Source organism: Nocardia sp. NPDC059177 (genome assembly GCF_042755165.1).
Classification (GTDB): domain Bacteria; phylum Actinomycetota; class Actinomycetes; order Mycobacteriales; family Mycobacteriaceae; genus Nocardia.
In genome coordinates, this window is the sequence record NZ_JBHZBX010000003.1 from 205,135 (window position 1) to 220,180 (window position 15,046).

At 68.6% G+C, this 15,046-nt stretch carries 17 protein-coding genes; 11 read left to right on the forward strand and 6 right to left on the reverse strand.

Translation table 11 applies throughout. From position 1 onward, the window contains the following. Positions 1-31: 31 nt before the first annotated feature. Positions 32-460 (forward strand): hypothetical protein, encoded by a 429-nt coding sequence (locus ACFXK0_RS05805; RefSeq protein ID WP_379408657.1) that lies wholly within the window; start codon positions 32-34, stop codon positions 458-460. 4 nt (positions 461-464) lie between these two features. Here ACFXK0_RS05805 and ACFXK0_RS05810 read toward each other — a convergent pair whose 3' ends face one another. Together ACFXK0_RS05810 and ACFXK0_RS05815 are read right to left on the reverse strand one after the other, a co-directional pair. After that, positions 465-737, reverse strand: coding sequence for a hypothetical protein (locus ACFXK0_RS05810; RefSeq protein ID WP_379408658.1), 273 nt, complete (start codon positions 735-737; stop codon positions 465-467). 141 nt (positions 738-878) lie between these two features. Further along, a complete protein-coding gene (locus ACFXK0_RS05815; protein ID WP_379408660.1) occupies positions 879-1,328 on the reverse strand; it encodes a DUF6194 family protein in 450 nt (149 codons plus the stop codon). 61 nt (positions 1,329-1,389) lie between these two features. Between ACFXK0_RS05815 and ACFXK0_RS05820 the strand changes: the two genes are divergently transcribed. Beyond that, positions 1,390-2,094 carry a MerR family transcriptional regulator gene (locus ACFXK0_RS05820; RefSeq protein ID WP_379408662.1) on the forward strand — a complete coding sequence of 235 codons (705 nt, stop codon included), beginning with the start codon at positions 1,390-1,392 and terminating at the stop codon, positions 2,092-2,094. Positions 2,095-2,162: 68 nt separating this feature from the next. On the opposite strand, the gene ACFXK0_RS05825 is transcribed toward ACFXK0_RS05820, so the two are convergent. From ACFXK0_RS05825 to ACFXK0_RS05840, 4 genes are all read right to left on the reverse strand, one after another. Further along, positions 2,163-2,663, reverse strand: coding sequence for a pyridoxamine 5'-phosphate oxidase family protein (locus ACFXK0_RS05825; protein WP_379408663.1), 501 nt, complete (start codon positions 2,661-2,663; stop codon positions 2,163-2,165). A gap of 126 nt (positions 2,664-2,789) precedes the next feature. Beyond that, positions 2,790-4,595: an alkyl/aryl-sulfatase gene (locus ACFXK0_RS05830; protein ID WP_379408664.1), complete on the reverse strand. Its 1,806-nt coding sequence runs from the start codon at positions 4,593-4,595 to the stop codon at positions 2,790-2,792. A gap of 93 nt (positions 4,596-4,688) precedes the next feature. Then, positions 4,689-6,392, reverse strand: coding sequence for a SulP family inorganic anion transporter (locus ACFXK0_RS05835; RefSeq protein WP_379408665.1), 1,704 nt, complete (start codon positions 6,390-6,392; stop codon positions 4,689-4,691). A gap of 14 nt (positions 6,393-6,406) precedes the next feature. After that, entirely contained in the window at positions 6,407-7,066 is a 660-nt protein-coding gene (locus tag ACFXK0_RS05840; RefSeq protein ID WP_379408667.1) for a GAP family protein, read from the reverse strand. A 125-nt stretch (positions 7,067-7,191) separates the two neighbouring features. On the opposite strand from ACFXK0_RS05840, the gene ACFXK0_RS05845 reads away from it, so the two are divergent. The 9 genes from ACFXK0_RS05845 to ACFXK0_RS05885 all read left to right on the forward strand — a co-directional run bounded on the left by ACFXK0_RS05845 (position 7,192) and on the right by ACFXK0_RS05885 (position 15,029). Continuing rightward, positions 7,192-7,650, forward strand: coding sequence for a hypothetical protein (locus tag ACFXK0_RS05845; protein ID WP_379408668.1), 459 nt, complete (start codon positions 7,192-7,194; stop codon positions 7,648-7,650). Positions 7,651-7,801: 151 nt separating this feature from the next. Next, on the forward strand, positions 7,802-8,794 hold the full coding sequence (locus tag ACFXK0_RS05850; RefSeq protein WP_379408670.1) for an adenylate/guanylate cyclase domain-containing protein: 993 nt from the start codon (positions 7,802-7,804) through the stop codon (positions 8,792-8,794). Between the two features lie 31 nt (positions 8,795-8,825). Continuing rightward, a complete protein-coding gene (locus ACFXK0_RS05855) occupies positions 8,826-9,068 on the forward strand; it encodes a ribbon-helix-helix protein, CopG family (RefSeq protein WP_379408671.1) in 243 nt (80 codons plus the stop codon). After that, a complete protein-coding gene (locus ACFXK0_RS05860; RefSeq protein WP_379408672.1) occupies positions 9,065-9,499 on the forward strand; it encodes a type II toxin-antitoxin system VapC family toxin in 435 nt (144 codons plus the stop codon). Before ACFXK0_RS05855 ends, ACFXK0_RS05860 begins: the two co-directional genes overlap by 4 nt. Positions 9,500-9,573: 74 nt before the next feature. After that, the gene (locus tag ACFXK0_RS05865; protein WP_379408795.1) at positions 9,574-10,335 is read left to right on the forward strand and encodes an RluA family pseudouridine synthase; all 762 of its coding nucleotides are present in this window, start codon (positions 9,574-9,576) and stop codon (positions 10,333-10,335) included. Between the two features lie 147 nt (positions 10,336-10,482). Then, positions 10,483-11,262, forward strand: coding sequence for a metallophosphoesterase (locus ACFXK0_RS05870; RefSeq protein WP_379408673.1), 780 nt, complete (start codon positions 10,483-10,485; stop codon positions 11,260-11,262). A gap of 90 nt (positions 11,263-11,352) precedes the next feature. After that, positions 11,353-13,446: an ABC transporter ATP-binding protein gene (locus ACFXK0_RS05875; RefSeq protein ID WP_379408674.1), complete on the forward strand. Its 2,094-nt coding sequence runs from the start codon at positions 11,353-11,355 to the stop codon at positions 13,444-13,446. Then, a complete protein-coding gene (locus tag ACFXK0_RS05880; RefSeq protein ID WP_379408676.1) occupies positions 13,443-14,183 on the forward strand; it encodes a CbiQ family ECF transporter T component in 741 nt (246 codons plus the stop codon). Before ACFXK0_RS05875 ends, ACFXK0_RS05880 begins: the two co-directional genes overlap by 4 nt. A 207-nt stretch (positions 14,184-14,390) precedes the next feature. After that, positions 14,391-15,029 carry an ammonium transporter gene (locus tag ACFXK0_RS05885; protein WP_379408677.1) on the forward strand — a complete coding sequence of 213 codons (639 nt, stop codon included), beginning with the start codon at positions 14,391-14,393 and terminating at the stop codon, positions 15,027-15,029. The last annotated feature ends 17 nt before the right edge of the window (positions 15,030-15,046 follow it).

A 15,046-nucleotide genomic window follows, 5' to 3' on the forward strand; every position in this document is an offset into this window, starting at 1 on the left:
CCAGCACCCGAGTTTCGGTCAGAATCGATCCATGAGTACCGCATCGGCAGTCGCTGTCGCCGTCGTGTTCGTCTGGCTCGGCATGGTGCTGGCCATCTCGTTCATCGAGGCCCCGCTGAAGTTTCGCGCACCGGATGTCACCCTCGCGATCGGGCTCGGGATCGGGCGACTGGTGTTCCGGGCGCTCAATGGGATCGAGACGGTGTGGGCGGTGATTGTGGTCGCGCTGCTCGTGCTCGATCCGCCCGGGGCCTGCGCTGTGGTCGCGCTGGCGGTCGCGGTGGTCGCGCTGGCCGTGCAGCTGATCGCGGTGCGGCCGCGGTTGACCCGGCGCAGTGACGCGGTGCTGGCCGGACTGGACGCGCCGCGCTCGCACGGGCACTTCGTCTACATCGGGCTGGAAGTGGTGAAGACCGTCGCGCTGCTGGTCGGCGGCATCGCCCTGCTGGCCGCCGGCTGAGCTGTCACTCGATGAATGTGGACCGGTCCGAGCGCCGGTAGGCGGCGACGAACATCGCCACGCCCGAACCGATCGCCAGCACCACCGCGACGGCCAGCAGGATCAGCGGCGCCGTCGCGCCGAAGTCGGTGCGGCTCGCGCCGTTGTGCCGGATCAGGAGGGCAGCCACCAGCGGGCCGAGCATGGCCAACCCGACAGCGACCAGCAGCACCCCGCCGGTGACCAATTCGACGGCACCCAGCACCATCCCGGTCGACCGTGCCCGCTGAACCGACATGGGTGCCCCTTTCAGTTACCGCTCTGAAACCCTAGTGAACTGATAACTGAAAGGTACCTGTCCAGGACTTCGCCACGCCACACCGTGACATGACCGATGCCACCACCGACACCAGCTACTTTCTGGCGACCATGAGTGCCATCATCGGCGGCGCTGCTCGAACCGCGCGCGGGCGCGGCCGTGCGCGTCGCGCAGCAGCTCGCGCACGACGGAATCGGTGCGCTCACCCGGTTCGACGACAGCCAGCCAAGCGGCTCCGCTGTAGACCGGATGGGCGTGGACGGTGTCGGGGACGCCGGGGTCGGCATCGGGCGGGAGGTGCCCGGTGTGGTCGAGGAAGGCCTGCCTGCCCGCGGCGATATTCACCCGGAAGGCACCGGGACGGTCGAGCCGGGAACGCTCGTCGCCGGGGTAGTTCTTGGTGACGATGGTGGCGAACGGCTGGGTAGTGGTGGGGACAATTCCGTCGGGGGCGTAGTAGAAGAAGGTGTCGCCCCAGCTGATCTCCGGGCTGCCGTCACCTTCGGCCGGGCTGAGCACGAGTACGCCACCGAGGCCGGCGACGTAGTCGATGATGTCGGTTATCGTCATTCTTCGAGCGTCTCATTCATGTGCTTGTGTGGACTTTCTCGATCATGACCAGGAGATTCTGGTGGAAAACCGCCACTCGGTGATCGGCCGGACCGGCGATGTCGCGCGGCGTGCGGGGTACTCCGTGCAGCAGGTCCGCGATCTCGAACGCGACGGGGTACTGCCCGCGGCCGAACGGACGCCGGGCGGGCACCGGATGTACCGGGAGATCCATCTGCGCTCGGCGCTGGCCTACCGGGCGCTCGCCGCCGGAGCGGGTTTTTCCGAGGCCGAACAGATCCTGCGCGCCGTCCACACCGGCCGACCGGCACAGGCGCTGGCCGTCCTCGACGCCGTGCACGCCCGCCTGCACACCGAACGTCGTGAGCTCGAGCTCGCGGTCCGCGCCGCCGCCGCCGTTTCCACCGAGCCCATCGCCGAGGTTCGCACATCGGATGCCATGACCATTTCCGAGCTCGCCGCCGCCCTCGGTATCCGCCCGTCGACCCTGCGGCATTGGGACGCAACCGGTTTGGTGGTGCCGGATCGCCACGGATCGGCGCGCCGCTACTCCCCCGCCCAGGTCCGCGACGCGCGGATCGTCCACCAGCTCCGCCTGGCCGGCTACCGCATCCCCCGATTGCGCACAGTCCTCCCGGAGCTGCTGCGCACACCCGGAGAGCTCCACGCCGCCCTGGCCGACCGGGAGGCTGCGATCACCGCCCGCTCGCGCGCGTTGCTCGACGGCTCGGCAGCGCTGGCCGAGGTCATCCGGCTGAGCAGCTGAATCCAGTGGCCTGGGGCGTCGAATCGGCCACGGCCTACAGCGAACTCACCGGCCCACGCCGGATGTGATCAGACCTCGGCGGTGCTGCCGGACAGGGGCATGGCGGGCAGTCCCAGTTTGCGGTGGTCCCAGGAGCGCACACGGACCGGCTCGACGCGCACGACGATGCGCTTGTTCATCATCGCCTCGACATACGGGCGCAGCTCGGGGGTGTACGGGCCGACATAGCGCTCGTAGACATCGATGCCTGCCTTCCAGTACTCCTCGTCGTCGGTGTCCTCGATCAGGCGCGCGGTGCCCTCGATCGAGACGCCGCGCAGCTGGTCGTAGGTGTCACCGGCTTCGGCCATGCAGGTGATGGTGGGGTCGCGGCGCAGGTTCACCGCTTTCTGCGACTTGGCCTTGGTCTCGAAGTAGATCACCCCGTCGACGTGCCCGAACCACATCGCCGTGAGATGCGGCTTGCCCTCCGCGTCGAGGGTGGCCAGCGTGAGCACCCGGCTGCGGTCGAGGAACTCCGCGATCTCCTCGGCGCTCATCTGCACCGTCGCCCGCTGATTGACTCCCACCGCTGTCCACCTTCCGTTCCGGCCACTGTCCCGCCGACCCTACCCAGCTCCCCACCGCACCGAACCCGAACGTGCGAACACCGTCCCCACCCGCCGGGTGACGGGGCGGGGACGGTGAGGTCCGGCTCAGGGGGTGACGACCGGGAAGTTCGGGTCGGGGGTGTCGAGGAGACCGAAGAGGCGCTGTAGGACGGCGGGGTCGCCGGTGTGGTCGATCCCGTCGATGCCCTTGCCCGCCAGCACCCCCAGGAGCTGGGCCTTGGTGAGAGTGAGGGTGAGATCGATGTCGGCCTTCGAGCGCGGGTCGACGGTGCGAATCAGCACACCGTTGGACAGGGTCAGGCGCATGACCGTGTCCAGGTCGGTGAAATGCCATTCGATACGGAAGGAATCCTTCGCCGCGCGTGGGCCGTTCACCCGGATGGCGATGGTGTCGAAGAGCTGCTCGATCGTCAGCGCGGCGGCCATACCGCCGCCGAGGTCCATCGGGACCACCTCGATGCCGTGGCGCAGTTCGTTGGCGCCGGTCAGGTAGAAGCAGCGCCAGGTGGCGTTCTCGGACCCGAAGCCGAGCCGCTGGTAGGTCTGTGCCAGCGCTTCCTTGGCACGGGCGTTGTCAGGCTCGGCGAACACGGCGTGCTTGAGCAGTTCGGCGGCGAAGCGCAGATCGCCCTTGTCCGCGTATTCCTCACCCTTGGCGATCACCTGATCGATGCCGCCGATCGTCTCGACGTAGCGCACCGCCAGCTCCTGCGGCGGCCGCTGCCACAGCGAGCTCGGATTACCGTCGAACCAGCCGAGATAACGCTGGTAGATCGCCTTGACGTTGTGGCTGACCGAGCCGTAGTAACCGCGCGCACTCCAGGCATCGTCCAGGCCCGGCGGCAGCTCGATCGCCTCGGCGATCTCCACACCGGTGAGCCCCTCGTTGAGCAGTCGCAGGGTCTGATCGTGCAGGTACATGTAGAGGTCGCGCTGCACCGACAGGAACGCGCGGATGTTGTCGACGCCCCACGTGGGCCAGTGATGCGAGGCGAAGGCGACATCGGCATCGGTGACGAACAACTCGATCGCCTCGTCGATGTAGTGCGACCAGATCCGGGGATCGCGGACCAGCGCGCCGCGCAGGGTCAGCAGGTTGTGCAGATTGTGGGTCGCGTTCTCGGCCAGGCAGAGCGCGCGGTGGCGCGGGAAATAGAAGTTCATCTCCGCCGGCGCCTCGGTGCCGGGCGTCATCTGGAACACGATGGGCACGCCGTCGACGGTTTCCTGCTGACCGGTGTGAGTGATGTCGACTGTCGGCGGGATCAGGCCGAAACTGCCCTGTGAGGTCTGGATACCGAGGCCGGTGCTGCACTGGCCCTCCGGGTTCGGCGTCATGCCGACGCCGTACATGTAGGTCGCGCGCCTGGTCATCGCCACCCCCGCGTAGACATTCTCCGAGACCGCCTCGGCCATGAATCCCCGCGGCGCGAGAATCGGCACGTCACCACGGCCGTCCGGCAGCACCCCTTCGACGCCACCGAAGTGGTCGCCGTGGGAATGGGTGTAGATCACGCCGGTGACCGGCCGGTCACCGCGATGCTCGCGATACAGCTTCAGTCCCGCCGCGGCGCACTCCGCGGAGATGAGCGGGTCGATGATGACGACGCCCTTGTCGCCCTCGACGATGGTCATATTGGAGATGTCGAAGCCGCGAATCTGATAGATCCCGTCGGTCACCTGGTAGAGGCCGTTCTTCACGACCAGTTGAGCCTGGCGGAACAGGCTCGGGTTCACCGTGTCCGGGCAGGGGCCGTCGAGGAAGCGGTACCCGGAGGTGTCGAAGACGACGGTGCCGTCGGCCTTGGTGATCCGCATCGGCGTCAGCGTCGCGATGAACCCGCGGTCCGCGTTCTCGAAATCGGTGCGGTCCTCGTAGTCCAAGGTCATCGGATATCAGCTCCTCAGCTCGGTTCGTCGACGTCTCCCCGATGGTCGGCCGGACCGTGGCGCTACGCATCACCCGCTACGGGTGAACAGCAGTCACCCGGCGCTGCGCGGAGGGGGCGGTGGTTCGGGCAGGTCGGCGGCGGCCTCGGCGACGGTCGGGTACACACCGATCGGGGTGTCGCCGGCCGCGGCTGACCCGAGCGCCTCGCCGAACTGGGCGACCGAGCGGGCGATGCGGAAATCGATCCGGCGGTGCGCCAGCGTGTTACGCAGGTCGAGCAGCATGGCGGCGGCGGTGACGTCGAGGGCGGGTGAAGTCTCGGCATCGAGGACGACCAGGCGGGTCGACTCGGTGCACAGGCTCTGGATCCGCTCCTTCACATAGTCGGAATTGGCGAAGAACAAACTGGATTCGACCCGGACCACCAGCAGGTCGGGGCGGGCGGTGAGCTCGGGGTGGCGGGCGGTGTCGACCCACAGCGAACCGTCCTTCGCCAGCGCGGCGATGTGCGGCTGGGAGGTGCGGTAGACCAGCAGCAGCATCGACACGCCGATGCCGATGAGCAGGCCGGGCAGCGTGTCGAACAGCAGCACACCGACCATCGCGGCCACCGCGGCGAGGAAATCGGCGCGGGCGACACGGCCGTAGATGCTGCCGAGCAGCTGGGTCCACACCCGGTAGAGGCGGCGCAGGGCGGCGATATCGACGAGTTCGATGACCGCCGCGATCACCACCGCGGCCAAGGTGGCCTCGGGCAGTTTCTCGAACAGGCCGGTCAGGAACAGCAGCGTCAGGACCGTGAGCGCGGCGACGACGAGCCCGCTGAGCTGGGTTTTCGCGCCGGCGCCACCATTGACCGCGGTCTTGGACAGACTGCCGTTGACGACCATGCCCGAACACAGCCCGGACCCCAGATTCGCCGCGCCCAACCCGACCAGTTCCCGGTTGGCGTCGATCGCGTATCCCGCCTTGGCCGCATAGGTCTTCGCCGCGCCCAGCCCCTCCGCGAAACCGATCAGCAGCACGCCGATCGCCGGGCCGAGCAGCTCGAGATAGTCGCCGAAACCGACACCGTCCGGCAGACCGAGCGACGGCAGACCCGCATCGATGTGGCCGACGATGCCGACTCCCTTGTCGTCGAGGCCGAACAACTGCACCGCGACGATCCCGAACAGCACCGCCAGCAGCGAACCGGGCACCAGCGGCAGCCAGCGCTTCACCCCGAGCACGACGGCCAGGCTCAGCAGGCCGATCAGCAGGGTGCGCCACTGGGTGTCGCCGAGATCGCCGAGCAGACCCCACGCCTGCTCGAAGAAGTTGCCCTCGTGCTTGTGCACACCGAACAGCTTGGGCACCTGGCCGATGATGATCGTCAGGGCGAGGCCGACGATGAAACCCTTGAGCACCGGTTCGGAGATGAACGCGGCGATGAACCCGAGCCGGATCAGTCCGGCCAGCAGGCCGACGATGCCGGTGGCGATGGCCAGTGCCGTCGACAGTGCGAGGTAGCGGCCCGCGTCCGCGCCCGCGAGCGGGGTGATGATCGCGGCCGAGAGCGCGGCCGTGGCCGACATCGGGCCGACGACTAGGTGCCGGGAGCTGCCGGCCAGCGCGTAGAGGACCAGCGCCGGGACCGCCGCGTAGAGGCCGATGACCGGCGGGACCCCGGCGATCGAGGCGTAGGCGAGCGCCTCGGGCACCATGACCGCCCAGACGGTGAGCCCGGCGACGATGTCGGGGCGCACCCAGTCGCGGTGATAACCCTGGAGCGAGGTGAAAACCGGCAGCGATCGCACGTGGAACCTTTCGTTCAGAGTCCGCCGATGCCCTTGCCGACGACCACCGCGCCCATCACCACCAGCACGATCGCCATCACCGCGTGGTTGTTGGCCTGCAACCACTGCCGAGCGTGGTCGAGGGTGGGCCGTAGCCGGTCGGCGGCCAGCGCATAGCCGATCACCACCGCGAGGACGGTGGCCGAGCCGAGCAGGGTGAACACGACGATCGCGATGATGTCCCCGCCCGCACCGAGCCCGCCCGCGCCGATCGCGACACCCGCCGAGACGCACAGCAGCAGGTTCTTCGGGTTCACCGCCGAGAGCACCGCGCCCAGCCCGGCGGCCTTGACGACGGTGAAGGTGTCGATCGCCCGCATCCAGGCCGGCGGCTCGGTGTCCGCGCGCGAACGCCACTGCTCGGCGGCGAGCACGATCAGCAGCACACCGAGCACGATCTTGATCCACGAGGCCGCCGCCGACGGCTCCTTGCCGGTGGAATCGCCCAGTATCCCCGCGAGCAGGGTCACCACCACGGTGACCAGGAGAATGCCGCCCACCCAGCCCGCCGCAAACCCTTTCGCGGCGCCGCCCGCGTTCTTGGACAGGATCATGAGAATGGCCGCGACGATCGGGATCGGCGAGATCGCCACACCCACCGCCAGCGGCAGCAGATCGCCGATGACTGAGCCCATGCCGCTCACGCTAGATCCGGCGGGCACGCCGCGCGTCACACGTTGCGGGTGAGATCCGTGCGAGGGTTAACGCCGTTGGTGAGCACGGCGAAACAGCAGGTATACGAGTTCGAGGGAGGACGTCCATGTCGTATCGATCCATGCTCGCCGCAGTCGCGCTGACCGCCGGATTGTTCGCCGCCGCCGCACCGGCGGGCGCGCAATCAGGACTGGACGACTACACCCCGCTCGACCCCGTCGGTTTCCAGGTGCCCGGACCCGAATACGCGGGCACGGTCTTCTTCACCACCCCCGACGGACGCCACTGCGCCATCTACTGGAACAACGGCCCGGCCGGCTGCGACGCAGTACCGATCGACGCGCCGGCAGGCACGAATCAGCTGCGTGTCGGCATCGTCGAACCCGCGCACTTCGTCACCTCCGAACGCCCGACCTTCACCCATCCGGACGCGCTGGTACTGCCGGAGGGGCACAAGATCACGCTGGAGAACACCACCTGCGGCGTCGGCTACCAGGGCACGGTCAGCTGCGAAGTGGGCGAGCACGGGTTCGTGCTCTCGGCCACCTACAGCGTGCTGCGTTAGGCCCTGACCAGCTCGAACGACGCGGTGCTGCGCTGCTCGCCACGGCCTGCCGCGACGGCGCGTCGCAGCCGGGGGCACCGGGGGACTGTGAAGTGTCCAAGGTGCGGACGAGGCTGGCCTGGGTGTCGGGGGTGCGTCGTAGAGTTTTCCTATGCCGGACACCGAGATGACCGAATTGGTTCAGCGCGCTGTCGACGAGGCGTTGCTCGGCGGGCCACGGATCTATACGCGCACGCAGGTGGGCGAGCAGTCCGGGGTACCGGAGGCCGAATCGCGCAGGCTGTGGACGGCGCTGGGGTTTCCGGCCAACGACGACGACCAGGTCGACTACACCCAGATCGACGTCACCGCGATCACCAACTTCCGCAGTATGACAGTGGTGTCCGAGTCGAATATCCGCCAGCAGGCCGCGGCCGCGAGGACCATCGGTCAGGGCATGGCGCGACTGGCCGAATGGCAGGCCGACCTGGTGATCGCCGAGATCAAGGCGCGGGCGCGCGCGGCCGATCCGGCGATTCCGCTCGACGAGCGGGTCCGGGTCGCCACCGTGGCGACCATGGCCGGCATCGAGCAGTTGCAGTCCTATGTGTGGCGCAGGCATCTGGCCGCGGCGGCCGCACGGGCCATGGACGAGACCGCGACCGCCGAGGGGTCGCTGCGCACGGTGGCCGTCGGATTCGCCGACATGGTCGGCTTCACCCGGCTCACCCGGCACCTGCATCCCGACGAATTGTCCACGCTGCTGGAGGCTTTCGAGTCGACCACCACCTCGGCGATCACCGACAACGGCGGCTGGGTGATCAAGAACGTCGGCGACGAGGTGATGTTCGCCGCCGAGACCGCCGTCGACGCGGGCCGCATCGCGCTGGCCATCCAGGAGTCGACCATGCTCGTCGGCGGCACCCCCGAACTGCGGGTGGCCTTCGCCTACGGTGAAGTGCTGCAACGCTTCGGCGACCTCTACGGCTCGGTCGTCAATATCGCCGCCCGCCTCACCGGTGTGGCCCGCCCCGGCAATGTCCTCATCGACGACGCCGCCGCCGAAGCCCTCGACGGCCACCCCGAATTCGCCATCCGCCACCTACGCAGCGTCCGCGTCCGCGGCTTCAACCGCCTACGCCCACACCGCCTGCGACCAGCATGACCACACGGACATGGGTGGTACCATATGTGGCATGAACAAGACTACGGTGTACCTCCCGGAGGCACTGGAGGTCCGGCTGGATGCGGAAGCGGCGGTGACCGGCGTCAGTAAAGCCGAATTGATCAGACGCGGTATCGCCATGCTGCTCGACGCCTCGGATCGACCGAGAAGCGACGCCAAGCTGCCAGTCTTCCGCAGCGGCCGTTCGCGCACAGCCGACGAGATGAACGACGACGTCTACGCCCACATCAAGCAGCAGTCCACCCGACGATGATCATCGTCGCGGACACGTCCGCCCTCTTCGCCGCATTCGATGCCGATCAGGAGGAGCACGAGCGCGCCGTCGCGGTCATGGAGTCCGAGACTCTGGTGATCTCACCGTTGGTCCTGACCGAACTGGACCATCTCGTCCACCGCGATCTCGGATTCCCGGCCGCCATGCAGGTGACCGAAGCACTCATGGCCCGCATGATCGAGGGCAGGTATCGACTCGCCGAACTGAAGCACGTTGATCTCGCTGCCGCGCAGACGATTCGAGCCAAGTACGAATCGTTGCGACTCGACCTCGCCGACGCCGTCGGTGTCGTGCTCGCGGACAAGTTCCGTACCGACACCGTCTTCACCCTCGACCAACGCGATTTCCGCGCGATCGAGCCGTTGACACCGGGGATCACCGCTTTCCGCGTCCTGCCCGCCGACCTGTGATGCCGATGCCGGTTCCGCGCCACCCCGTTGTCGCACGCATCGAGCGGAACATTCTCTAGGGTATGTGGGTGGAGATGGACTGGGACGGTGTGCGGGAGCGGTGCACGGTGTTCGCCGATGACGCGGTGCTCGCGCTGAACAAGCCCGCGGGGATTTCGGTGACCGGTGAGCGGCACGATATCGACCTCGTCGAGTTGGCGCAGGCCGCGGGCACGCAGTTGTATCCGGTGCATCGGATCGACAAGGTCACCTCCGGGCTGGTGTTGCTGGCGACCGATCTCGCGGCGCACGGGCAGCTGACCAGGCAGTTCAACAAGCAGACCGCGAGTAAGCGGTATCTGGCGATCGTGTCGGGCGCGGATCTGCCCGAGCGTGGCGAGATCGACCTGCCGTTGAGCGTCGGCCGTAAGAACCGGGTGCGGATCGCGGCGCAGCGGGAGGCGATCCAGCGCGCGGGTGATCGCTGGTTCGTCGAGGAGGGCGATCTGCTGCCCGCGAAGAACTATCCCTCGCGCACGCTGTTCACCACCGTCGCGCGCCACGGCGACACCGCCCTGCTCGCGGTGGAACCGGTGACCGGCCGTCGTCATCAGATCCGCGTCCAGTTGGCCTGGATCGGCCACCCCATCCTCGGCGACCCCCTCTTCGACCGCACCGCCACCCACCCCCGCACCCACCTGCACTCCTGGCGCCTGCGCCTCGACGCCGACTGGCTGACACCCCCGGTCCTCGCCCTCGAAGCCACCCCCGGCCCCGACTTCTGGACGCCCCTCACCACCGACCCCGACGCGGGCACCGAACTTCTCCACACCGCCACACAGCTGAGCAGTGACTGACGTCACAGACCGGTGATTGGGTTTTCGGTCGTGGTACGGCTCATGAAGACGGATATGCGCAGGTCATCTAGCCTTGAGAGGTGTCGATGAGTCATACCGGCACACTCTGACGCAACGGAGCGATCCCGGAGTAGAAAGCGACTGCCGATGATTCTGGCGGCTCAGCTCAGCGACACCCACTTCGACCTCAGCGCACGCAATGCCGAACGGGTAGTGGCGGTGATGGGGTACCTGGCCGAGCTGCCACGCAGGCCCGACGTCATTCTCGTGACCGGCGACCTGACCGATTCCGGCCGGCCGGAGCAATACGCGCAAGCGCGCCTGGCTCTGCGCTCCGAGATCCCCGTGCACGTGCTGCCCGGCAACCACGACGACCGGGCCACGCTGCGCACCGAATTCCTCGGCGAACCGGCGTCCGGCACCCCGCTCAACAGCGCCCACCGTGTCGGTCCGCTCACCGTCCTCATGCTCGATTCCAGCATCCCCGGCGAACCCAGCGGCCGCCTGTCCGAGGACACCTACGACTGGCTGCGCACCGCCCTCGCCGAAGCACCCGCCGCCGACCCCATCCTGCTGGCCCTGCACCACCCGCCGAAACCCCTGTTCAGCCCCATCGTCGACGTCATCGCCCTGGCCGACCCCGGCCGCCTGGCCGCCGTGGTCGCCGGCGACCACCGCATCGTCGGCACCCTCACCGGCCACGCCCACGCCCCCGTGGCCACCACCTTCGCCGGCAAACCCATGATCACCTGCCCCAGCACCGCCTCCGTCCTCGGCGGCACCTGGGAACTCACCCCACCCCACCGCGTCATGGACTACGCCCCCGACCCCGCCATCGCCCTCCACGCCATCGACGACGATTTCACCCTCACCACCCACTTCCGCACAATCGCCATGGGCGGCTGGCTCTCCGAACCCCCGGCCTGACCCCGCACCCGCGACCGGTACACCGTTTCTCCACACGACCCCCACTCCCACTCACATCGTCCGCACAGGCCTCCCTGGCAGACTGGACGCGTGAGAGACCAGCCCGCGGCAGATACCCGCGGCCCCCTACGCCCGATAGAACTGGCCACCGCCGCGGTCATGGCCGGCCTCACCGTCGGCCTGATCACCATCGGTTCGCTGGTCCCCATGGCCGCCGCTCTCCAACTGGTCGCCGCCGTCCCGCTGGGCTTGCTGGCGCACCGTTACCGCGTGCGCGCCCTGGTCACCGCGACGATCGCGGCCGCCCTGGTCACCTTCGTCGCCGCGGGTGTGATGCCTGCTGTCGGCGTGCTCGGCGCGGCCACCTTGGCCGGCATCATCGGCATCGTCAAGCGGCGCGGTGGCGGGCTTGCCACGGTGCTCGCCATGTCGGTGGTCGCCGGTGTGGCGTGGTCGCTGTTCACTGTCGGGGCGCTGCTGCTGTTCGCCCGGACCAGGGAGCTGTTCTTCAACGCCATCCGTAATACCGCCGAGGGCATCGAGAAGCTGGCGGCCAGGCAGTCCCAGCTCGAACCGCTGGGCCGGATGACCGCCGAGGCCACGGACGCGGTGCTGCGCTGGTGGTGGCTGTATATCGGCGCCACGGTGGGGCTGGGCGTGGTCGTCAGCGCGGCGGTGTCGTGGTTCGTGCTCGGCACGGTGCTGGATCGGCTGGCCTGGCTGCCGGGCAGTGACCGGCTCGACGCCCCGGCCGATGATCGCCCGGTGGCGCCGCTGCCGGTGCGCCTGCACGGCGTCAGCTATCGGTACGCGGGGGCGAGTGTCGACGCGCTGACCGATATTGATCTCACCATCGCGGCCGCGGAGTTCGTGGCCGTCGTCGGCCACAACGGTTCGGGGAAGTCGACGCTGACCAGGGTGTTAGCGGGCCGGCCGCCGACGGCCGGTGCGGTGGATCGCCCCGGTTCAGCGGGGCTGGGCGAGCTCGGCGGCACGGCGCTGGTGCTGCAACGCCCGGAGAGTCAGACGCTGGGTGTGTCGGTCGCCGACGATGTGGTGTGGGGTCTGTCGGCGGAGCTGGCCGGTGAGGTCGACGTCGACGGGCTGCTCGCCGAGGTCGGCCTGGCGGGGATGGGCGCGCGCGAGACCGCCACGCTCTCCGGCGGCCAGCAGCAGCGCCTCGCGGTGGCCGCCGCACTGGCCCGCCGCCCCGCCCTGCTCATCGCCGACGAGGCGACATCGATGATCGACCCGGACGGCCGCCGCGGTCTGGTCGCGTTGCTGGCCGAGCTGCCGCGCCGCCACGGCACCGCCGTCGTGCTGGTCACCCATCACGAGGCCGATGCCGACGCGGCCGACCGGGTGGTCCACCTGGCGAACGGCCGGATGGTCGAGCGGCTGGCGAGCTGGCCGCAACCGGCCGGTGCTCGGCGCCGCAGCGCGATGGGCGCGACCGTCCTGGAACTGTCCGGCGTGCGCCACACCTACAACCGGGGCACCCCGTGGGAGGCACCCGCGCTGCACGGTGTCGATCTGACGGTGCGGCAGGGTGAGGCACTGCTGATCGTCGGTGGTAACGGCTCGGGTAAGTCGACGCTGGCCTGGATCATCGCCGGTCTGATCGCCCCGAGCGAGGGCCGCTGCGCCCTGCGTGGCAGCCCGGTCGACAAGCAGATCGGCGATGTCGCGCTGGCCTTCCAGCATTCCCGGTTGCAGTTGCAGAAGCAGACCGTCGGCGCCGAGATCGCGGATTGGGGTGGCCGGGCGACCGGTTCCGGCGCGGTCGGGCAGGCGCTGGACGCGGTGGGCCTGGATCGCCGGCTGGCCGCCCGGTCGATCGAGGAGCTCAGCGGCGGGCAGGCCAAGCGGGTGGTGCTGGCGGCGATGGTGGCCAGCCGCCCGCAGGTGGTCGTCCTGGACGAGCCGCTGGCAGGCCTGGATCCGCAGGGTCGCGCCGAGATCGTGGAACTGCTTGCCCGGCTGCGGGATTCAGGGCTGACATTGATCGTCATCTCACACGATGTGGCCGATATGGCCACGGTGTGCGACCGCACGGTGCACCTGGACGCGGGCGTCATCGTGGAGACCGCGGGCGCCCGCCATCCCGTCGCCGCTGCGGCGGGCCGCGCCGAAACCCGGTGGCGCCTGGACAATTCACCGCACAACGAACCGGGGGTCCGATGAGCACCGTCCTGCTGCGCGAGGTCCCGGTCGACAGTGTGGTGCACCGGCTCTGGGCCGGGACCAAGATGATCGCCGCGTTCGGAATCAGCCTGCTGCTGGTGTTCCTGCCGTCGTGGCCGGTGCTCGGGCTGATGATCGCGTTCCTGGTCGTCATCTGGATCGCGGCCCGGTTGCCGATCCGCACGCTGCCGCGGTTGCCGTGGTGGTTCTGGGGTCTGGTCGTGGCCGGGGCGCTGGTCAACCTGCCGATCGGCACCAAGGCGGTGCTCGGTTACGCGCAGGTGTTCGTTTTCAGCATGGTGCTGGTCGCCGCGTCGTTCCTGATCGCCTACACCACCCCGATGGGCGAGATCGCGCCCGCGCTCGCGAAACTCGGTGCGCCCCTGCGCAAGCTGGGTCTGCCGGTCGACGAGTGGGCGGTGGTCGTGGCGCTGACGCTGCGTGGCCTGCCGCTGCTGCTCGACGAGATCCGGGTACTGCGCGCCGCGCGCAAACTGCGCCCCAAGGACAACCTGCTGCATCGCGCCGCCGACCAGAATCCGCTCATCGACATCCTCACCGCCTGCATGGCAGTGGCTTCGCGCCGGGCGGGCGAGCTGGGCGAGGCGATCACCGCGCGCGGCGGCACCGGCATGCTCACCGCGCACCCGAGTGCGCCCGGACGCCGCGACGCGGTCGCGTTGGCGCTGGTCGTCGCGGTGTGCGCGGGTGGCGTTGCGCTCAGCATCGCGCTCTGACACCGTCGATCCATAGCGATTATCTATGAGAAGTTTTAGGTTTAAAATCGGAATTCGCTGTTCGGACACCGCATAGCGGGCTATGGTTCAACCGATAATTCGAGCTGGACCGCATCACGCGCCGTCACTAGCTTCTCGGGGGAGGCACGACCACGGCGCATTTCGTTTGGGCACGTCACCTGATGAACCTAGATGGGAATCGTTCACATGATCATCCGTAAGATCGCCGCGGTCGCCATTCCCGTGCTCGCGGCAGCACTGGTCGGTACCGGCATCTCGCATGCCGAGCCGGTCACACCCAATGTCGACTACCGCACCGAACTGGTCGGCAACAAGGTCGTCACCACTCTCACCCACGGCACCTTCTCGCTCACCGACGCCGGCGTCGAGATCAAGGACGAGGCGGGCGCGACCTTGATCGCCTTGCCGCTCTCGGTGCGCGACGGTGCGCTGGAATACCCGCTGCCGCACAGCCTTCGGGAGGACAACCGGGTTCTGGAGATCACCGCGGTCAAGGACGTCGCGAACGCGAAGCCGAACCTCACCCCGGTCGCCTCGCCCGCGGAAAACTATGCGGCGCAGAACAACTTCGCCTCGACCTTCGGATTGGCCACGGCCATCGGCAGTTTCGTCGGCATGGGGATCGGCGCGGTGATCGGTCTGGTCATCGGCGCGGCCGCCGGTGGCATCGGCGCGATCCCCGGCCTGATCACCGGCGCCAGCGTCGGCGGCATCCTCGGCACCATCATCGTCGGCGGCCCGACGCTGATCGTGGCAGGCATCGACCTGATCAACACCCTCGCCGCCCCGCCCGGCACCACCCAGTGGGCCAAGCAGACCAGCTAGTCCGCGAACAACCCCTT